This is a genomic window from Listeria sp. Marseille-Q6474 (genome assembly GCF_946902005.1).
GTDB lineage: Bacteria > Bacillota > Bacilli > Lactobacillales > Listeriaceae > Listeria > Listeria innocua.
In genome coordinates, this window is the sequence record NZ_CAMPPS010000001.1 from 29,622 (window position 1) to 51,207 (window position 21,586).

Annotated in this window: 17 protein-coding genes; 16 read left to right on the top strand and 1 reads right to left on the bottom strand. The window is 36.3% G+C overall.

What is annotated here, in order from left to right; translation table 11 throughout:
- Positions 1 to 51: 51 nt before the first annotated feature.
- The 9 genes from tsf (at position 52) to OC533_RS00230 (ending at position 8,871) form a co-directional block, all read left to right on the top strand.
- Positions 52 to 936 (top strand): translation elongation factor Ts, encoded by an 885-nt coding sequence (gene tsf / locus OC533_RS00190; protein WP_003762546.1) that lies wholly within the window; start codon positions 52 to 54, stop codon positions 934 to 936.
- A gap of 133 nt (positions 937 to 1,069) precedes the next feature.
- Positions 1,070 to 1,309, top strand: coding sequence for a hypothetical protein (locus tag OC533_RS00195; RefSeq protein WP_160463767.1), 240 nt, complete (start codon positions 1,070 to 1,072; stop codon positions 1,307 to 1,309).
- Between the two features lie 514 nt (positions 1,310 to 1,823).
- Positions 1,824 to 2,333, top strand: coding sequence for a VanZ family protein (locus tag OC533_RS00200; protein WP_226894260.1), 510 nt, complete (start codon positions 1,824 to 1,826; stop codon positions 2,331 to 2,333).
- 177 nt (positions 2,334 to 2,510) lie between these two features.
- On the top strand, positions 2,511 to 3,005 hold the full coding sequence (locus OC533_RS00205; RefSeq protein ID WP_070752915.1) for a matrixin family metalloprotease: 495 nt from the start codon (positions 2,511 to 2,513) through the stop codon (positions 3,003 to 3,005).
- Positions 3,006 to 3,020: 15 nt separating this feature from the next.
- The gene (locus OC533_RS00210) at positions 3,021 to 3,641 is read left to right on the top strand and encodes a cell surface protein (RefSeq protein WP_070752917.1); all 621 of its coding nucleotides are present in this window, start codon (positions 3,021 to 3,023) and stop codon (positions 3,639 to 3,641) included.
- 413 nt (positions 3,642 to 4,054) lie between these two features.
- Positions 4,055 to 5,824 carry an ABC transporter ATP-binding protein gene (locus OC533_RS00215; protein ID WP_185484713.1) on the top strand — a complete coding sequence of 590 codons (1,770 nt, stop codon included), beginning with the start codon at positions 4,055 to 4,057 and terminating at the stop codon, positions 5,822 to 5,824.
- The gene (locus OC533_RS00220; RefSeq protein ID WP_003772133.1) at positions 5,808 to 7,613 is read left to right on the top strand and encodes an ABC transporter ATP-binding protein; all 1,806 of its coding nucleotides are present in this window, start codon (positions 5,808 to 5,810) and stop codon (positions 7,611 to 7,613) included. Before OC533_RS00215 ends, OC533_RS00220 begins: the two co-directional genes overlap by 17 nt.
- Before the next feature lie 80 nt (positions 7,614 to 7,693).
- Positions 7,694 to 8,182 carry a CcdC family protein gene (locus OC533_RS00225; protein WP_003772132.1) on the top strand — a complete coding sequence of 163 codons (489 nt, stop codon included), beginning with the start codon at positions 7,694 to 7,696 and terminating at the stop codon, positions 8,180 to 8,182.
- Positions 8,183 to 8,355: 173 nt separating this feature from the next.
- Positions 8,356 to 8,871: a hypothetical protein gene (locus OC533_RS00230; RefSeq protein WP_003767188.1), complete on the top strand. Its 516-nt coding sequence runs from the start codon at positions 8,356 to 8,358 to the stop codon at positions 8,869 to 8,871.
- Positions 8,872 to 8,913: 42 nt separating this feature from the next.
- Here OC533_RS00230 and OC533_RS00235 read toward each other — a convergent pair whose 3' ends face one another.
- A complete protein-coding gene (locus OC533_RS00235; RefSeq protein WP_003762533.1) occupies positions 8,914 to 9,522 on the bottom strand; it encodes a lysophospholipid acyltransferase family protein in 609 nt (202 codons plus the stop codon).
- Between the two features lie 115 nt (positions 9,523 to 9,637).
- Between OC533_RS00235 and OC533_RS00240 the strand changes: the two genes are divergently transcribed.
- From OC533_RS00240 to OC533_RS00270, 7 genes are all read left to right on the top strand, one after another.
- Positions 9,638 to 10,762 carry an exonuclease SbcCD subunit D gene (locus OC533_RS00240; protein WP_185484711.1) on the top strand — a complete coding sequence of 375 codons (1,125 nt, stop codon included), beginning with the start codon at positions 9,638 to 9,640 and terminating at the stop codon, positions 10,760 to 10,762.
- Positions 10,759 to 13,830 (top strand): AAA family ATPase, encoded by a 3,072-nt coding sequence (locus OC533_RS00245; RefSeq protein ID WP_070752927.1) that lies wholly within the window; start codon positions 10,759 to 10,761, stop codon positions 13,828 to 13,830. Before OC533_RS00240 ends, OC533_RS00245 begins: the two co-directional genes overlap by 4 nt.
- Positions 13,831 to 13,913: 83 nt before the next feature.
- On the top strand, positions 13,914 to 17,132 hold the full coding sequence (locus OC533_RS00250) for a DEAD/DEAH box helicase (protein ID WP_194323498.1): 3,219 nt from the start codon (positions 13,914 to 13,916) through the stop codon (positions 17,130 to 17,132).
- The gene (locus tag OC533_RS00255; RefSeq protein ID WP_003762529.1) at positions 17,132 to 17,554 is read left to right on the top strand and encodes a general stress protein; all 423 of its coding nucleotides are present in this window, start codon (positions 17,132 to 17,134) and stop codon (positions 17,552 to 17,554) included. Before OC533_RS00250 ends, OC533_RS00255 begins: the two co-directional genes overlap by 1 nt.
- Before the next feature lie 23 nt (positions 17,555 to 17,577).
- Positions 17,578 to 18,381, top strand: coding sequence for an STAS domain-containing protein (locus tag OC533_RS00260; RefSeq protein ID WP_003762527.1), 804 nt, complete (start codon positions 17,578 to 17,580; stop codon positions 18,379 to 18,381).
- A 155-nt stretch (positions 18,382 to 18,536) separates the two neighbouring features.
- Positions 18,537 to 21,239 carry an aconitate hydratase AcnA gene (acnA, locus tag OC533_RS00265; protein WP_194323497.1) on the top strand — a complete coding sequence of 901 codons (2,703 nt, stop codon included), beginning with the start codon at positions 18,537 to 18,539 and terminating at the stop codon, positions 21,237 to 21,239.
- A gap of 103 nt (positions 21,240 to 21,342) precedes the next feature.
- Positions 21,343 to 21,576 carry a hypothetical protein gene (locus tag OC533_RS00270; RefSeq protein WP_003762523.1) on the top strand — a complete coding sequence of 78 codons (234 nt, stop codon included), beginning with the start codon at positions 21,343 to 21,345 and terminating at the stop codon, positions 21,574 to 21,576.
- Positions 21,577 to 21,586: the final 10 nt, after the last annotated feature.

Below are 21,586 nucleotides of genomic sequence, written 5' to 3' on the forward strand. Positions count from 1 at the left end.
AGGCACTATTCTTATCACCTTTTTTAAAGAGAAAAATTGGAGGGAAAATAAATGGCTAATATTACAGCTCAAATGGTAAAAGAATTACGTGAAAAAACTGGCGCTGGTATGATGGATTGTAAAAAAGCGCTTGTAGAAACTGAAGGAGATATGGAAAAAGCAATTGACTATCTTCGTGAAAAAGGAATCGCTAAAGCTGCGAAAAAATCTGATCGTGTTGCTTCTGAAGGTATGACTCATGTAATCAGCAATGAAAAACATGCAGTAGTACTTGAAGTAAATGCTGAAACAGATTTCGTTGCTAAAAACGACAACTTCCAACAATTAGTTGATGCACTAGCTAAACAAATTCTTGAAGTACGTCCAGATAGCTTAGAAGATGCACTTAAAACAGAAATGCCTAATGGTCAAACTGTTCAAGACTACATCACTGAAGCAATTACAAAAATCGGTGAAAACATTTCCCTTCGTCGTTTTGAAGTTAAAGAAAAAGCGGACAACTCTGCTTTCGGCGAATACATCCACATGAACGGACGTATTGGTGTTCTTACACTTCTTGAAGGAACTACTGACACTACTGTTGCAAAAGATGTTGCAATGCACATCGCTGCAATCAACCCTAAATACATTTCTCGTGAAGACGTTTCTACTGAAGAAGTTGAACACGAAAAAGAAGTATTAACTCAACAAGCATTAAACGAAGGCAAACCAGCTAATATCGTTGAAAAAATGGTAGAAGGTCGTTTGAAAAAATATCTAAGCGAAATTTCTTTAGAAGACCAACCATTTGTTAAAAACCCAGACATCACTGTTGGTGAATACGTAAAACAAAGCGGCGGAAAAGTTGTATCATTCGTACGTTTTGAAGTAGGCGAAGGAATCGAGAAAAAAGAAGATAACTTTGTTGAAGAAGTAATGAGCCAAGTGAAAAAATAAGTAATATTTGAATGAATATCAACTCCTGCAACCCTCTACGGATTGCAGGAGTTTTTTTATTTATTTTGATAGTTTATCCTGCGTGTGTTTTTTGCTATACTTAGAAGGTACAATAAAACTAAGGGAGAACAGCATGAAAAAAATCATCAAGGTTATTTTTGTTACTTTATTTATTTTATTTTTAGTAAATAATTTACGAGTAATGATTCAAACAAAGGACGGATTAGATTCACCTCTTTGGCTGCAAATCGTTTATTTATTAGCTTATCTAGTTTCTGCAATTGGTGCCTATAAAGAAAAGTGGTTCGGTTTTTTTATCGCATTTTTATTTGGAGTTATGATTATGATAGCAAGTATTATTATCACTTTATAAACAAAAAGCCTCGATTTAATTATCGAGGCTTTTTTTGAGAATTTTAATATACTACGGATGAATATTTATACATTTTATATATAAGAATTTATATATATAAAGGGATTTTGGTATTGGTTCTTAACCACGAAATCCAGTTCCTTGAACAATTTGTCATATTTGGAACGTCAGTTGCATAAAATAGTGAAATACACTCAAAATAAGGTGAAATAATAGACCAAATAGACGATTCGTTTCAAAAAGTGTAATAATAATTCTAATTTAAGCCTGATTTTAGTCGTTCATGACAAGAATCGGCTATTTCATTACATTTTTGGTTATACATTCGCTATCCATGTTACAATTTTTTTGGAGGGTATAAAGTTTAGAAATGAGGAGTTCAAAGTTGGAAAAAGGGATGACGAACATTAAAAGAAATATTTATAAATTACTTTTATTTTTACTTAGTTTCCTAGTAGCTTTTATTGTATATTTCCGTATATTTTATAATATCTTACCCATGTACTTTGGCAATATGGAGAGCTTGAATAAAAATGTTTTAGCTTTTGGGATTGTGGTACTCACGCTATACATTTTACTCAAAATGGTTTTTAAGCTTCAAAATAAATGGGATGGATATTTATTACTTTTATTGTATTTATTCGTTTTAACTATCGGCTTATTAAGACCTGATGATAGTGTATCTTTAGAGTCCTATTTCAATGTCAATGTGATGCTTATTTTAGAAGATTTACGCATTAATGAAGCTTCGTGGTCCGTACTTTTAATTAATTTAGTGTTATTCACTCCTATGTATTTTCTGCTAAGCTTTGTTCCATTTTTGGATGATTTTCTAAAGCGCTTTATTGCCTTTTTTACTTTGATTTTAGTAATCGAAAGCTTGCAATCTGTATTAAAAGTGGGGATGTTTGATGTAACCGATTTGCTATTATATATCATCGGATTTTTCGCTGGATTCGGAGTTTACTGTTGTATAAAAAATGTATTTAGAGCACAAAAGCCCAGAAACTCGAGCCAATTTTAAAAATTTAGTACGTACGAAAGCTTGTTATTATTTAAATAGGGATTTCCTATTTTTATGATATAGTTTGAGAGAAAAGGGGGAGTATTCATCACGTTAGGAAGAAAAAAAGGTATACGTATTAACTAATATGTTTACTGTTTCACTTGAAAAATTACTTACAAAGAGGAGCGACACAGAATGAAGAAAATTTTATCATTGTTAGTAGCATTTATTTGCGTATGGAGTATGGTTATGCCGAGCGTGGAAGCGAGTGCGGCAGCTAAAATTATTACATGGGATTTAGTAGATAGTAGTAAGCATTTAGATTACTCGGGTAATTCGAAGTATATGTCTTTTATAAGATCAGGGGCCAATACTTGGAACGCCTATAAAAAGGGAGTAATTAGACCAGCTTCTGCGCAGAATAAATCAGATGTTTATTGCAGTGATGTTTCCGTCAATAACAATGTTAATGCTACTACTTATAGCAATGGAAAAATTACTTTTAACAAAAAAAATATGGATAAAAAAAATAATGCTGGTAAGCAAAATGTAGCAACACACGAATTAGGTCATGGTTTGCGATTAGCTCATAATGCATCCTCTGATGTGATGTACCAATATAGTACTTCCAAGACGAGCTTATCTACGAACGACAAAATATCTTATGATGCAGCATATAAAAAATATTAAAAAGGGGTACTTAAGATGAAAAAGACAACTATGGGAATAATTGCTTCAACAGTAACAATTTTAGGTATCGGTTGCTTGCTAACAGTAAGTACATATGCAGAAAAAACAGAACCAAAGAAAAAAGAAGTTCCAACTTATGCAATCCATTCAGACTATACACTAAATATCGATAATCCAAATGAAGTTGTTGGTGATGCGGATTATGTGTTTGTCGGAAAAGTAACAGAAGAGAGCGGGACTATTTATAAAAATAAAACGCCAATCGAACAAGAAGATGGTTCGGTAAAATATATCGGAGAAGCCTACACAAATTATAAAATCAAAGTTATTTCTAATTTAAAAAATGAACTGACAACGGATAAAGAACTTGCGATAGCCAAACAAGGTGGTATTCGAGAGGACGGTTCTGCCTATGATATATTTGAAGATGACATACTGCCAGATGTAGGAAAAGTTTATATTTTTACTGCTTATACGCAAGATGATGGTTCATTACTTATTTCAGGTGGTAACTCTACAATAGCCTTCGATGAAAAAACAAAAAATATCGATACAGCAAAAGAAGTTACGCAAACAGAAGAATATGAAACGTATGAAAATGCCGTAGAAAACCAAGTGAAAATAGAAGAAAACTAAATAGAAATGATCAAAAAGCATAACGGTGCTTACTAAGTATCGTTATGCTTTTATTGTATATAGCTGTATTTTTTCTTAAAAGTAATCCCGAAATACAAATAATTTTTAAACAATTTGCAATTATTTGTTGCGCTTTCAAATGAAATCGGTTAAACTAATATCGTTGCATAATAAAACAAAGGAGGAATGGACGATGAATAATTATATTACGACTTCAAACATGGCATTATTGCGCTTAAAAATAGAATTTATTTCACCGGACCATTTCGCGAGCAAGGGAACTCTCCTTTAAGTTGGTTTTATTTTATACAAAGTGGTGACAAATAAATATATTTTTTCGGGTAATAATGGGCAGAAATAGGTCCATTATTTTTATTTGTCCAAATTTAAGGAAAAAAGGGAGGGATAGTTGTTTGAAAATTTTTAAAGCATTAAGCTGGTTTTTTAAAGAAAATTGGAAGTCTTATGCGTTTGGGGTAACAATTTTATTTACAATTGCGCTTTTGCAGTTAGTACCGCCGCAAATAATTGGCTACACGGTGGATGCAGTCACAAATGACTCACTGACAAAAGAAAAATTGATTAAATGGATGCTTATTCTCGTTGTAGCAGCTGTTCTTGCTTACGTTGGACGTTACGTTTGGCGGATGTTGATTTTCGGTTCTGATAACAAATTACAACGGACGTTACGCTTGCGACTGTTCGAACATTTTACGAAGATGTCACCATTTTTCTTCCAACGGTATCGTACTGGGGATTTAATGGCACATGCGACGAATGATATTACCGCTATTCAACAAGTGGCGGGAATTGGTGTTTTGACATTATCGGATTCTGTGTTAACAGGAGGAACGGTTATTGCAACCATGGCGATTACGATTGACTGGCGCCTTACTTTGATTGCATTACTTCCAATGCCGTTTATGGTACTCGGAAGTTCGATTTTAGGTAAAAAATTACATGATCGTTTCCACGGGGCTCAAGCTGCTTTTTCGATGTTAAATGATAAAACACAAGAAAGTATTTCAGGAATTAAAGTCACACGAACATTTGGGCAAGAAAAAGAAGATATTCAAGATTTTGCCAAACAAACAAAAGAAGTAGTTCAAAAAAATATTTCGGTTGCTAAAGTGGATGCGATGTTCGATCCAATGATTTCGATTATTGTAGGGATTTCCTTTGTGCTTTCCTTAGGGTTTGGAGCTAAATTCGTTGTTGACGGAGAATTGACTATTGGACAAGTGATTGCTTTTTCAAACTATTTATTCTTACTCATTTGGCCGATGTTAGCATTTGGATTTTTATACAATATCATTCAGCGCGGAAATGCTTCTTACGACCGTGTGCAGCATTTGCTTGCGGAAAAAGAAGATGTAATTGATCACGCAGATGCAGTAGATGTTGCGCCAGAAGGTAATTTACATGTGGAAATTAATGCATTTACCTATCCAGATGAAAGTGAACCAGTATTGTCTGAGATTGGTTTTGACTTAGAATCTGGTGAAACGCTTGGAATTGTTGGGCGAACTGGTTCTGGGAAAACATCGTTATTAAAATTATTAATGCGAGAATATGATACGTACGATGGCGAAATTTCTTTTGCAGATGTAAAAATTCAAGATTACACTGTACGAGCTTTGAGAGAAGCAATCGGTTATGTGCCACAAGATCAGTTTTTATTCTCAACAACCGTGCGTGATAATATTCGTTTTGGGAAACCAGAAGCACCTCAAGAAGAAGTGAGCAAAATCGCGCAACTTGTATCTGTTGATGAAGATATTCTTGGGTTTGAACATGGGTATGATACGATTGTCGGCGAGCGCGGAGTTTCACTTTCTGGTGGGCAAAAACAGCGGCTTGCCATCGCACGTGCCTTAATTATGAATCCAGAATTGCTGATTTTGGATGATGCACTTTCGGCGGTAGATGCAAAAACGGAAGAACAGATTCTATCTAATTTAAAAGAGAATCGTTCTGATAAGACGACTATCATTAGCGCACACCGACTTAGTTCTGTGGAACATGCTAATTTGATTATTGTTATTGATAAAGGGAGAATTGTGGAACGAGGAACGCATAGTGAGCTAATGACGTTAGATGGCTGGTATGCAGAAATGTTCCATGAGCAACAACTAGAGGAAGCTTTAGGAGAAGGGGGTGCGGCTGATGGAAGTGATGAATGAACAAGACGAAATGTTAGTGATGTCCGGTAAAGAACACCGTGCAGTATTAAAGCGAATGCTTAGTTACACAAAATATCATATTCCAAGTTTGATTTGGACTGGAATTCTTGTTCTTCTTGTAACGCTTGCAGATGTATTCGCGCCAATTTTGATTAAAATATTCTTGGATGATTATTTAACGCCAATGAATTTAGAAATGCAAGCTTTGTTAATTTTAGGAGCGGGGTATTTAGGGCTGACAATTGGGAAATCCATTGTGTGGTACTTCCAATTGCTTTATTTCCAAAAAATCGCGCTTGAAATTGTGCAGCAAATGCGGATTGATATTTTTACGAAGCTTCATTCACTTGGAATGCGTTATTTTGATAAAACGCCTGCTGGGAGTATCGTTTCGCGTGTGACAAATGATACGGAAGCTGTGAAAGATATGTTTATTAATGTGCTTTCAACTGCGATTCAAAGTTTGTTTATGCTCGTAGGGATTTATGCGGCGATGTTTGCGCTCAATGTTCAGTTAGCGCTTTATAGCTTGCTGTTATTCCCACTTATTGTCTTTATTATTTTTGTTTACCGGAAATATAGTTCCCAGTTTTACCGGGCAAGACGAGAAAAATTAAGCCAATTAAATGCGAAAATTGCTGAGTCGATTTCAGGGATGTCGATTGTGCAACAATTTAATCAAGAGCGCCGTTTAGTAAAAGAATTCGAGCACATCAACAAAGACTATTATGATGTTGGAATGAAAAATATTAAATTTAATGCGCTCTTACTTGGGCCAGCCATTGACTTGATTTACGCGCTAGCAGTTGTGATTATTCTTAGCTTTTTCGGGGCTGAATCATTAACTGGTCCTGTAGCTATCGGGACAATTTATGCGTTTGTTAGTTATTTTGATCGGTTTTTAGAAGCGATTTATAACGTAATGGAACGTTTGGCTATGTATCAAGAAGCCATCACAGCAGCGTCTAGAGTATTTCGTATTATGGATGAAACAGAAGAAGTCCCAGCTCAATTAAATGATCCAGAAGCAAAAATTACTCGTGCAAAAATTGAGTTTAAAGATGTTTCGTTTGCGTATGAAGGCGGACGTGATGTACTTAAAAATATTAGCTTTACAGCAGAACCTGGTCAAACGGTGGCTTTAGTTGGTCATACAGGAAGCGGGAAAAGTTCGATTATCAATTTAATGATGCGCTTTTATGAATTCGAGCGTGGCGATATTTTAATTGATGGTAAGTCGATTAAATCCCATGAAATTGCTGAATTGCGTAAGAAGACTGGACTTGTCTTACAAGATAGTTTTATGTTTTATGGCGATATTAACACGAATATTCGTCTTTATGATAAAAACATTACGGATGAGCAAATTGTGGATGCCGCGAAATTTGTTCAAGCAGATGGTTTTATTCAAACGCTATCCGATCAATATCAACATAAAGTTATTGAGCGAGGTGCTTCATTTTCAAGTGGGCAAAGGCAGTTGATTTCTTTTGCTAGAACAGTTGTGACGAATCCACAAATTCTTGTGTTAGATGAAGCGACGGCAAATATTGATACAGAAACAGAAAGCTTAATTCAAACTGGGTTAAAACGAATGAGAGAAGGACGTACAACGATTGCGATTGCGCATCGACTTTCGACAATTAAGGATGCCGATTTAATTTTAGTTTTATCTAAAGGGCGAATTATTGAGCGCGGTACACATGATTCATTAATTGCAGAACAAGGTGTATATCACTCAATGTATCAATTACAAAATAGCGGAATGGATTTAGACGAAGCGCTTTAAGCAGAGAAGTTTATTTCAAGCGGTAAAAGGAATATAATGAGGAGCGAAGTGTTACAGCAGATAAGTAGGGGGAATTAATCGTGTCATTAGTCATTTCAATTATCATTACACTTGTTTTTGGGGCTGGAATTATCATGATAAGAATGAAAGCATCGAAGCGTCCAGCAAGTGTGAAAGGGATTATCATACCGCCAATTATGATGTCGACAGGCGCACTCATGTTTGTTATTCCTTTTTTCCGTGTTTCGGTAGTAGATATTTTAGAAGCAATTGCCATGGGGCTAGTGTTTTCTGTTATTTTAATTTGGACTACAAAATTCGAAGTTCGTCATAAATACGTATTTATTAAACGCACGAAAGCTTTTCCGGTTATTTTGATGGGATTATTGCTTATTCGGATTTTCATTAAATATTGGATTAGCGGCAGTTTGGAAGTAGGCGAATTATCTGGTATGTTCTGGATTATGGCGTTTGCAATGATTGTGCCTTGGCGAATCGTTATGTATTTCCAATATAAAAATACGGAAAAACAGCTAGGTAAAGTGGAAGTTAGTGGCGAGTACGAATAATAGTGAAAGCATTTTCCAAAACAGCTTGAATTATCTAGTATGAATAGCTTATAATGAATAATGTTACATCGTGAGTAATGTTACTTGCCGGATGGGTGAAGCATATCCGAGACTGACGCGGCCAGTTACAAAAGGGCTTCCGAGTTTGGCTTGAAAAAAAGGAGGACATCATCTTGAAAAAATGGTTATTAGTAGTTTTAACTTTAGCACTAGGATTGTCGCTTGCGGCTTGTTCCGGTTCTAATAGTTCCGACAAAAAAGAAGACACAAAAAAAGAAACATCAAACGTTAAGGACGACGTATTAAATTATTACATGGACTTAGTAGACGTTATTAATGAAAACAATGGCGATTACAACGCTTATGTAGGAGCGGTTGGCGCAGATCCTAAACCATCTGAAGCAGACCTTGCTGCTCTTGCAAAACCAGCTAGTGAATCAGCACTTAAAGTATCTGAAACACTTGCTAGTGAAAAAACACCAGACCTAGGTAAATACACAGATGATTTCAAAGCAGCTGTGAAACAATTAAGTGATGCTTATAAATTAGAAGCAGATGCTCTTAAAGCTAGTGGTCGTGATACAACAAAAGCAGACGAAGCGATGGCAAAAGCGGACGAAGCAATTGCTGGCGTATTAAAAGATGCTGGACTTAATCCTTCAAGCATTACAACTGATACAGCTTCCTGATAATAAAAAAGACAGTTTCCAAATTGGAAGCTGTCTTTTTTATTATTTGTTTTTTGTCTGGTTAATTTCATTTTGAAGTTGTTCAAATGTCGCCATTAATTCTTGAGACTTAACTTCTAGTAGCTCTTTTTGGTCAAGTTCGGTATCATTGAATAATACTGGATCGCCAAAACGAATAATGATTTTTTTGCGTTTTAAAATTTCTCCAAATGTTTTGGGCCCATCATAAACAGCAGGTAGCATTGGAACTTTTGCTTTATGGGCAATCGTTACAGCACCACGTTTTAAATGAAGGTTGGTTGTTTTTCTTGTACCACTAGGGAAAATCCCAACTACTTTACCAGACTTTAGCATCCGGATTGGGGCTTTAATGGCACTTGGTCCAGGATTATCACGATTGACTGGAAAAGCGTTAAGGTGTGTCATTAGCCAGTTGAGGAATTTTCCTTTGAAAAGCTCTTGTTTCGCCATATAATGTACTGGTGTTGGCGACAAAGCGAAACCAAGATATAAGATCTCAATCCAAGACGTATGAGTGGAAACTACAACATAAGGCGCTTCGATAATTTTCTCTTTGTTTTGTACTTGAAATCGTCCACCAATAATAATTAAAATAAAATGAACGAGGTTTTTTGCGAAATGATAAAACAACTTCTTCACTCCCAATATTGCTAGTTATTTTTTTAAACTATATCTAGTATACTTAAAAATGACGAGTTTTGCATTAAAAATAAATAATCTCTGAGAAAAAGAAAAGAGGAAAACGATGAAATTTTTACATACAGCTGATTTGCATTTAGGGAAAATTGTATCTGGCGTATCGATGCTAGCTGAGCAAGAATATATTTTGGCACAAATAACGAAGATTGCCGAGGAAGAACAAGTTGATGCGCTTATTTTGGCTGGAGATTTATATGACCGTGCTGTACCGCCTGCGGATGCGGTGAAAGTGCTAAATGATATTTTAGTGAAATGGAATGTAGAACTAGGTATTCCGATATTTGCGATTAGTGGTAATCATGATAGTGCAGAGCGACTAGCTTTTGGCAGTCAGTGGTACGAAAGCAGCAAGCTATATATGAAAGGGAAATGTACTTCGCAGTTTGAACCAATTTCGTTTATGGATGCGGAAGTGTGGCTTGTGCCTTATCATGAGCCGGCAATTATTCGTGAAGTCTTGGCTGATAGTTCAATTCGTAGCTTTGAGGACGCTATGCAAGCCGTGACGAAACAAATTCGAACAAAATGGAACCCAGCTAAGGCGCAAATTTTAGTAGGACATGCGTTTGTTTCTGGCGGGATTCCTAGCGATTCAGAACGCCAACTTGCGATAGGAAATGTGGACCGAGTTTCAACGAACTGTTTTGATGGATTTACTTATACCGCGCTTGGTCATTTGCATCACCCACATGCGATTAATCATCCTGCTATTTTTTATAGCGGATCGCCGTTAAAATATTCTTTTTCAGAAACAAAGGATAATAAAAGTGTGCGCATTGTAGAAATTGAGGGAAATGAACTTATTAATGTAAAAGAGCGATTTCTAACGCCGAAACATGATATGCGCATTATTTCTGGAACACTGGCGGAACTTACGGAAAACTTAGTGGAAAATCCAAATGATTTCTTTCAAGTTAATTTAATGGATGAAGGTGCTTTAATTGATCCAATGGGGAAATTGCGCCAATTTTATCCCAATATTTTACATTTAGAACGTAAAAAGCAAACCTTAAAAGAAACGCAAGATAACTTTGAAGAAATGATGAAAAAAGATGATTTAGAGTTATTTGGGCAATTTTTTGAATATGTAAATGGTACGAAATTAACGGAGACGCAACAACAAAAATTAGCAGATGTGTTTGAAGAAGCGCGAAAGGAGGATACTGAATGAGACCGATAAAATTAACCATGCAAGCTTTTGGAGCTTATGCCAAAAAAGAAGTAATTGACTTTGAAAAACTAGGAACGGAACAAATTTTCGTGATTTCTGGTAAAACAGGGGCAGGGAAATCCACTATTTTTGACGCAATTAGCTTTGCAATTTTTGGAAAAGCAAACACATTTGATCGGGAAAGTTTTTCCATGCGCAGCCATTTTGCGACGGACAAAGAAATAACGGAAGTAACGCTTGTGTTTAGGTTGAAAGACAAAATTTATCAGATCAGTCGTATTCCTCAACAAGAAATTGCTAAACAACGAGGAAATGGAACGACAATTTCTCCTCAAAAAGCTGAATTATACGAACTCATAGGTGATGAAATGAAGCTCCTTGCGAGTTCCGTTCGTGATGTTAATACGAAAATGGAAGAATTAATTCAACTTAATGTGGATCAATTTAGACAAATTTTAATGATTCCTCAAGGTGAATTTAGAGAACTACTTGTATCGGATAGTAAAGAAAAAGAAGTAATTTTGCAACGATTAGCGCATACCGTGTACTATGAAAAAGTTGAAAATTTGCTGTGGGAAAAACAAAAAGAAGCAGAAATTTTAGTTGTCGAAGCGAGAAAAAAAGTCACCGAGCTTGCCGAACTCAGCTTGCCAGGAATAGAAATAACCGGCAAGACAACAACTGAAATTAGTTTGCTGCAAACAGAAGCTATCAAGCAAGAACAAGCAATTTTAGCAGAGTTAGAAAGTGCTTTAAGCATCATTCGTAAAGAAACAAGTGAAGCTGTTGAAAAAGTGACTCTTGCGAAAGAACAACTGCTTGATTGGCAAAATTTAGATTTATATATAGAAGAAGTAGCTAAATTAGAAGCTGAAAAAGATTTTTATCAAGTGATAGCAAACCGAATTGAAGCAGCTAAAAGAGCCAGTAACCTGCGTTCTCAGGATGCGCTTTGTATCCGTTTAAAAGAACAATTAGAAACAGCAGTAAATACTGAAAAACAAGTAGCGCATGAAGTAGAGTTGATAACAAACCAATTTTCAAATGCAAAAAAACAAAAAGAAGCACTCGCCGAACAAGAAGAAATACTAGAAACTAACAAACGGACACTTTTTCAATTAGAAGAAATGGAACCAAAAATCATTGAATTAGAAACAGTAACGATTCAAAAAAGACGCGCAGAAATTAATTGGAAAGAAGCAGCGAATCGTTTAGAAAAAGTGATGAAAACAGAGCAGGAAATCGCAGCAGAACTACAGTCAATGGAAACTCGTTTAGGAGAAATTAACCAAGCAGAACTAGCGATTTTAGAGGCTATTAATAAACGAACAACTGCCGAAGCTCTCATTGAAAAAAATCAAGAACTTGTTAATAAACGAATGAAAATGGATCTATGGAATAAACAAAAACAAACAGAAGAACAAACGCTAAAACAACTTTTAACAGAAAAATTAGCTATAGAAACAACGATTAAACAAGAAGAATCAAATTTACAACAAGAACAAGCTGCAACACTCGCAGCTCATTTGCACGAGGGTGACGCTTGTCCTGTCTGCGGATCTGTGTCACATCCACAATTGGCAGAATACGGGGAATCGGCCAGCCTTACAACGCTAGAAGAGGCAAAAGCCAAACTACACGAAAAACAATTAGCGATTAATGAGGTTGAAAAATCAATCAGCCAACTTGAATGGCAATTAGCTGAATGGGCAGACATAGCAGGTGTCGATCTAGTTGCAGTAGAAAAGTTATTAGCAGAAAACCGCCAATTAGCTAAAAACCTATCAGATCAAATAAATCAATTACAAACTAACGTGGCGCAAAAAGAAAATATTCAAGGCACACTTGAAACATTAAAAAACAAACAAAAAGAGCTAGAAACAGAAAAAAATAATACGGCTCTTCAAGTAGAAAGTTTTCATCAAGAAGTCCAACTCTCATCTGGAAAACTAAGCTATTTAGAACAAGCAATTCCAGTCGATTTACGAGACAAAACTATTTTTGATAAGAAAAAGAATGAATTAAGTAACAGCATTAAAACGCATCTGGAACAAGCCGAACAAGTGGATAAAATATTTAGAGAAGCTGAAAAAGAAACAACTAGGCTAGAATCGACATTGCAATCTGCCGAGAAAACAACACTAGACGCTAAAGAAGCATTACAAATTCAACGCGAAGTTTTTAAAGACGCAATGAAACAAAATGATTTTCCTACTTATGAGGCTTATAAACAAGCTTTAATGTCAGTAGAAGAACTAAAAAGTAAAGAAGAACAACTAGCTGACTTTGAGCGGAAACGCCATTTAGCTATATCACGCCAAGCTGATTTAACAGAAAAACTGAAAAACAAACAAAAACCAAATATCGAACAACTAGAATCATTTATGACCGAAAAGCAATTAGAACTTGCTCAGTCAGAAGAAAACACAATTAAACAACGTGACTTTGTTTTGAAACGAAAAGAACTTGCCGAAAACTATCAAAACAGTATTCAAGCAGTAGAAAAAGCAGAAGAAAATTATGCGGACATTGGCTTATTAGCAGACTCAGCTCGTGGTAAAAATGCTAGAAGGCTAACATTTGAACGTTATATTTTAGCGATGTTTTTAGATACTATTATCCACCGAGCTAATCATCGTTTATCTAAAATGACTAGCGGACGCTTTGAACTCAAGCGAAAAATCGAAAAAGCAAAAGGGAATGTCCAAAGTGGGTTAGAACTTGAAGTTTTTGATGAATATACGGGGCTGACGCGTCATGTAAAAACACTTTCAGGTGGAGAAAGTTTTAAAACTTCGCTAGCACTTGCTTTGTCGCTTGCAGAAGTTGTCCAAGAAATGGCTGGTGGAATTTCACTGGAAACCATGTTTATTGATGAAGGATTTGGTACGCTTGATCCAGAATCACTAGAGGCCGCCGTAGAATGTTTACTGGAAACACAAGAAAACGGCCGCTTAGTCGGGATTATTTCCCATGTGCCCGAGCTAAAAGAACGCATTTCAGCAAGGTTAGAAGTAACCGCAACTAATCACGGAAGTACAACTAAATTTATTACTGCTAATAGCTAAAAGACCGCTTGCGTTGCCGTCACTCGTCTTTTCCTATATAATAGTAGTTTAGAGTAATGGACGGTTTTGGGAGGAAGAAAGTAATGGAGCACTTTACAGCAATTCAAAATAAAATGATTCCATATAGTGTGAAACAGGCTGGAAAAAAACTGATGGAAGACGGAGAAATCATTCAGTTTCGTGAAAAAGACGCATCAGACCATTTTTTAACCTATTTTATTGATCAAAATGTCGTAGAAGATGCTGGGAGTGAAAATTATGCTTGTAGCTGTGCCGATTTTCAGCTAAATGCTATTTGCAAACATATCTACGCGACACATTTAAAAATGGAAAAAGAAAAACAAAAAGCAGCCAAACAAGATTTTAAAAATCGAATTCTCACACAAGAATCAAATACACTTCTTTCCCTTTTTCAACAAAATATGGCGCAACAACTTGAAGTGGAAGAGGATATTACTAATAAAATACCACTTCAAACACAATATATCATTCGCTTAAAACCCGATGATTCTAGTTATATTATGACAATTGAAGTCAAAGTAGGGACAGAGCGAACGTATGTAGTAAAAAATATGAATACATTTTTAGCTGCGATTCGTGATCGGCAGTGGCTTGTCTTTACTAAGAATTTTGCTTATGATCCAAATGAGCATTTCTTTTTGGAAGAAGACAAACAAATTTTGGATAAATTACTTCAAATCAGTGAAATTGCCAAGATGTATGATACAGATTCTTTCTACTGGTCAAAATCCTATGCAGAAGAGAAAAATCTAACTATTCCACCTAGCATGGCTGGTGAACTATTAGAACTCTTAACTGAACGCGACACGACTTGTATTATTATGAAAGAACGCGTAGAAGATATTAAATACCGCGGCATCAACGTTCGCCGCGATAACCTAGACTTTATTTTTGAACTTAAAAAAAGTGCGGATGACAAATATCAACTGGAAATGGAAGACTTACAGCAAGCAATCTTTTTCGAAGCTTATCAATTACTTTTCTTTGATGGTACTTTTTTCATCCCTGTTAAAGAAGTTTGGGAATCTTTAAAACCGTTAATGGAGTTTCATAAAGTCACGAAAAATGAAGTGGTGCAGTTTTCAGAGTCGCAATTGAGTGAAGTGATTTCCTATGTTTTACCAGCTTTACAAAAAAGTGGTAAATTGAAACTGGACGACTCGATTGAAGACCGGATTACACAGCAACCACTTGATTGTAAATTATTTATTGCATTGGAATACGGAGAGCATACATTACGCCTTGAATATCATTATGGCAATCAATTATTTGATCCATTTGCAATTACGGAAGAAGAAAACGAAAAAATCATGATTCGTGATGTGGAAAAAGAAGCACGCGTGATGAATATTATCGAAAGCGCTCCTGTTCATTTTTCAGGAACAAAAATGGTTGTTAATAAACAAGAAAAGGATTTATATCAATTTTACTATCGAACCATTCCAAAACTTGCCGAGTATGCGGAGATTTATATGGAAGATGGTTTAGAAGAAATGGTAGAAGACAATGTGCGCCCTGTGACAACGCTAGATGTTTCTTCAGATAATGATTATCTTTCTGTTTCGTTTGATTTCAAAGGCATCCCGGAAGAAGAAGTCCAAAATGTCCTGGAATCATTGCGAGAAAAACGTAGCTATCATCGTCTGAAAAATGGACGTTTCTTATCGCTTGAATCGGAAAACTATAAACAAATGGAAGACGTACTACAAATGTTAGAAGTGCGTAAAAAAGATGTCCAGCCGAATATGCAAGTTCCGCTTTATCGAGGTATGCAAATTTACGATATTTTAGGGGCGGGAACGCAAGATGAACATCATAAATTCAGCCGTTCTTTCCGTGAACTACTGACAGACATAACTACTCAATCAGAAGACAGTTTTAGTTTACCAATAGGATTAAAAGCAGAGTTGCGTGATTATCAGTTAACAGGTTTTGAATGGATGAAGTCACTTGCTAAATATAATCTTGGTGGTATTTTGGCAGATGATATGGGACTCGGTAAAACTGTGCAAACGATTAGCTTCTTGGCATCAGAATTAGAAGAGAATCCGAACTTAAAACCGGTCTTAATAGTTACACCAGCTTCACTGCTCTACAACTGGCAAAGTGAATTAGAAAAATTTGCGCCAGAAATCCCTGTGACTGTTTTACATGGAACAAAACAAGCTCGTATGGCAGAAATGGAAGAGATAAAACACGGTCATGTTTATTTGATTTCTTATCCATCTTTACGTCAAGATATTATTCATTTCGCTGATGTAGCTTTTTCAAGTGTCATTATTGATGAATCGCAAGCCATTAAAAACTACCATACAAAAGCATCCCAAGCGGTGCGAGCGCTTAAACGAAATCATGTATTTGCGTTAAGTGGAACGCCGCTTGAAAATAGTATTGATGAATTATGGGCGATTTTCCAAACATTAATGCCAGGATTTTTCCCATCGCTACGCAAATTCAAAGAAATCCCGTACGAAAACATTGCCAAAATGATTCGTCCGTTCTTACTGCGCAGATTAAAACAAGACGTAGTAAAAGAACTACCCGATAAAATTGAAACAAACCTTTATTCTGAATTAACCGATGAGCAAAAAACAATCTACTTAGCTTATTTAGAGAAAATTCAAGCTGACTTAGAAGAAAGTAATGGCAATGCTTCGGAAGAGCGAATCAAATTACTCGCGGGATTAACCCGTTTACGCCAAATTTGCTGTGATCCGAGTCTTTTTGTCGAAAATTATCAAGGTGAATCTGGTAAATTACTACAGTTATTTGATACAATACAGACAGCAAGAGAAAACGGCAAACGAATACTGATTTTTTCTCAGTTCACTGGTATGCTTGCGATTATTCGCCGGAAATTAGAAGAAGATGGTCAACCCCTTTTCTATATGGATGGTAAAACGCCTGCTAAAACAAGATTAGATATGGTTAATGCTTTTAATGAAGGTGAGAATGATATTTTCCTAATCTCTTTAAAAGCAGGAGGAACCGGGCTAAATCTTGTGGGTGCAGATACGGTGATATTATACGACTTATGGTGGAATCCAGCTGTAGAAGAACAAGCGACAGGACGTGCTCACAGAATCGGTCAAAAACGTGTCGTTCAAGTGTTCCGAATGATTACAAAAGGAACGATTGAAGAACGAATTTTTGACTTACAAAAGAAAAAACAAGCGCTCGTGGATGAACTTATCCAACCAGGGGAACAAATGCTAGGTAAGTTAAGCACAGAAGAAATTAAACAAATTTTACAATTGGATAATGGAAGGGATGACAAATAATGAAAAAGTGGGAAGTATTCGCAGTTCAAAATGTAGGCGCAGCAGAGGAAATTATCAACAAGTTAGTAAGTGAGGGTTATGAAAAAGAAGATATTTCTGTTTTAGCTAAATCCAAACATAATAAAAATCTCGAAACATTAGCGGAAAAAGAAAACATTGAAATCGAACGTCCAGTTAATGAAGAGGCGTTTGGCATTATTTCTGGAATACTGCAATCACTTAGTGGCGCAATTGTTATTCCTCAAGCTTATAATCCGAAATACGGCGCTCTATATGCGGCAGGACCTTTTGCTAAATGGTTCTCAAAAACAGACGATAAATCTGTTAAAAAACTTCTAGAAGATTTCGACTTAACAGAAGAACAGGTTGATAAAATGATTGAAAATTTACATGCAGATAACATCTTAATTTTTGCGAGATAGTATCGGTGAAAAAGGAGAAGTTTATGCAAATTAAAGAATTTTTGATTAGTCGTCGTTCAGAGGTAGTTAACAATTTTTACGATAATTATTATACTCAAACGGATGAATATAAGTTGAGGCTTAGTGCTGGTGAGGATGAACAATCTATTCGCTCACTAAGTACCGCATCGTGTGGCATGATTATTGATGTCATTACGGGAGTGAAAGAACGAGATTTTGAAAACATCGGTAAAAGACGCTTCAATGACAAAACGGACATTAGAAAAATCCATCAACATATGAGCGAAATTGATAAATTTATTATAAACAGCTTACTTAAATGGAAAGAAACTGAAGATGTTTTTTATACGGATGCTGATATTATTCAGTTTATGTTAGAAATAAAAGACACACTCGCATCCATTCAACAGCAGCTTCTTGAAGGATTTATGCAAGAAAATAGAAATCAAGTTATGGCTCAGCGCAAAGAAATTATCCAATTATCGACGCGTATTATTCCGATTACTGATTCCATCGGAGTTTTACCGATAGTTGGAAGTTTGGATGATGATCGAGGCTATTTTATGAAAGAAAAAGCAATCGAATCTGCGGATAAGTTAAATTTAGACTTCATCGTAATAGATTTTTCTAGCGCCGTTTTAAAAGATGATTTTGCAACAAAACACATGGAAGATATGATTCAGTCATTTAAATTGATTGGATTAATCCCGATACTTTCTGGTATGCAACCAAGCTTTGCCCAGCGCACAATTCAAGTCGGTTCGAATATTTCGAAACTCCAATCATTTGGCTCCCTAGAACAAGCATTAACCAATTTAGGTCTATAAAGAAAAGGTGAATGGCATTTCGTTGTCATTCATTTTTTTGTTATAAGAAAAAGTTATTGAATTATAGCGAATTCTCTTTGTTTACTTATCGCTTATTTTTAAGTACAATAGATGAGAGAGACCAGTCGTTTCAAGAATTGAAGGAGGAAACGTGGATGACTAATTGGAAAGAAAAAGCAAAAGCATCATTTAAACTTAATGACAAAACGTATCATTACTACAAACTTAAAACCTTAGAAGAGGACAAAATCACAAACATCGAGAAATTACCTTATTCTGTACGAGTTCTACTTGAATCTGTATTAAGACAAGCTGATGGTAGAGTAATTAAGGATTCACACGTTGAAGACCTAGCTCATTGGTCAAAAAATGGTAACGAAGGAGAAGTTCCTTTTAAACCAGCTCGCGTTATTTTACAAGATTTCACGGGTGTACCAGCAGTTGTTGACTTAGCATCATTACGGAAAGCGATGGCTGACCTAGGCGGCGACCCAGAAAAAATCAATCCAGAAATCCCAGTTGATTTAGTAGTCGATCACTCGGTACAAGTTGATAGTTATGCGAATCCAGAAGCGCTAAAAATCAACATGGAGCTAGAGTTCAAACGCAATATGGAGCGTTATCAATTTTTAAACTGGGCGCAAAAAGCATTTGATAACTATCGTGCTGTGCCACCTGCAACTGGTATCGTTCACCAAGTTAACTTAGAGTATTTAGCAAACGTCGTCATTGCGAATGAAGTTTCGGACGGCGAATTTGTAGCGTTTCCAGATTCCCTTGTTGGGACAGATAGTCATACGACAATGATTAATGGTATCGGCGTTTTAGGTTGGGGAGTTGGCGGTATTGAAGCTGAAGCCGGAATGCTCGGACAACCATCTTATTTCCCAATTCCGGAAGTTATCGGTGTGAAATTATTAGGTGCTTTACCAAACGGCGCAACTGCCACTGATTTTGCCTTGAAAGTAACACAAGTTTTGCGGGAACAAAAAGTAGTAGGGAAATTTGTTGAATTTTATGGTCCAGGTGTTGCAACACTTCCACTAGCTGACCGCGCGACTGTTGCCAATATGGCTCCTGAATACGGCGCAACTTGCGGATTTTTCCCGGTAGACAAAGAAGCACTTAACTATTTAAAACTAACTGGTCGTGACAAAGAACAAATCGAATTAGTAGAAGCTTATTTAGAAGCAAACGATTTATTCTTTACGCCAGAAAAAGTAGAACCAAATTATACACAAACAGTGGAAATCGATCTTTCTGCTATTGAGCCAAATCTATCTGGGCCAAAACGTCCACAAGATTTGATTCCGCTTTCGAAAATGAAAGAAACATTCCGTGAATCCATTACCGCTAAAGCAGGCAACCAAGGTTTCGGTCTTGATAAATCAGCTTTAGACAAAGAAGTAACTGTTACATTTGGCAATGGTGACCAATCAACAATGAAGACTGGTTCCGTTGCTATTGCAGCAATTACAAGCTGTACAAATACCTCTAACCCATACGTAATGCTAAGCGCCGGTTTGGTCGCTAAAAAAGCTGTTGAAAAAGGCTTAGAAGTACCAAAATTCGTCAAAACTTCCTTAGCGCCAGGTTCCAAAGTTGTTACAGGCTACCTGGAAAAAGCTGGTTTACTTCCATATTTAGAAAAACTTGGCTTTGACCTAGTTGGTTATGGTTGTACAACTTGTATCGGTAACTCAGGTCCATTAAAAGAAGAAATTGAAGAAGCGATTCAAGAAAGTGATTTACTAGTTTCCGCAGTTCTCAGTGGTAACCGTAACTTTGAAGGACGAATTCATGCACTTGTGAAAGCAAACTTCTTAGCTTCACCACCACTTGTAGTTGCTTATGCGCTTGCTGGGACAACGAACGTAGATATGTTAACAGAACCAATCGGACGTGGTAATAATGGCGAAGATGTCTTCTTAAACGATATTTGGCCAAGTTCAGAAGAAGTGAAGGCGCTTGTAGAAGAAACCGTAACGCCAGAACTTTTCCGTGAGCAATATGCCCATGTATTTGATGAAAATGAAGCTTGGAATGCGATTGAAACTACAGAAGATGCTTTATACAAATGGGATGAAAATTCGACGTATATTGCCAACCCGCCATTCTTTGATAATTTAGCAAAAGAAGCTGGCAAAGTAGAAGCTTTATCTGGTCTTCGTATTATTGGTAAATTTGGTGATTCTGTTACAACCGACCACATTTCACCAGCTGGCGCAATCGGTAAAGATACACCAGCCGGAAAATTCCTGCAAGAAGAAGGCGTAGCGATTCGTGATTTCAACTCGTATGGCTCTCGTCGTGGTCATCATGATGTTATGATGCGCGGTACATTCGCCAATATTCGAATCAAAAACCAAATCGCTCCTGGAACAGAAGGTGGTTACACAACATACTGGCCAACTGGGGATGTGATGTCCATTTATGATGCATCTAGAAAATATATCGAAAACAACACTGGCTTAGTGATTCTTGCTGGCGATGATTACGGAATGGGATCTTCACGTGACTGGGCTGCCAAAGGAACTAATTTACTTGGAATTAAAACTGTAATTGCAAAAAGTTATGAACGGATTCATCGTTCTAACCTTGTAATGATGGGTGTTTTACCACTTCAATTCCTACCAGGAGAAGATGCAGATACACTAGGCCTTACTGGTTCAGAAAGTTTACAAGTGGAAATCAGTGAAGGTGTAGCGCCAAGAGATATTGTCAAAGTAACAGCTGTTCGCGAAGACGGCACTAGCTTCACCTTTGATGCACTTGCACGATTTGACTCAGAAGTAGAAATTGACTATTACCGTCATGGTGGGATTTTACCAATGGTCCTTCGTGGCAAATTAAAATAATTACCAAAAAAAGAAGCGAGCAAATAAGTTCGCTTCTTTTTTTATTTTCACTTGCAAAAAGGGAACGTATGTTTTATGATTGGTAAATAGGAGGCTTGAGCGAATGAGGTATCAAAAGATAAGTTTGGTTGTAACAGGAATAATTGCAGCAGTAGTTGGTTATCTTATTTTCAAAAGCGAGTATCACCCAGATGTTCCGAACTGGCTATTATTTTTATTTTTAGCATTAAGTATCGCAGTTGCAGTTAGTCAGTGGAAAGAGAAACGGATAATTTGGAGTTGTATTGGTTTGTTTGTAGCCGTATTAATTAGTGTGTATTATATTTTAACTATATAGGAGGAACTCA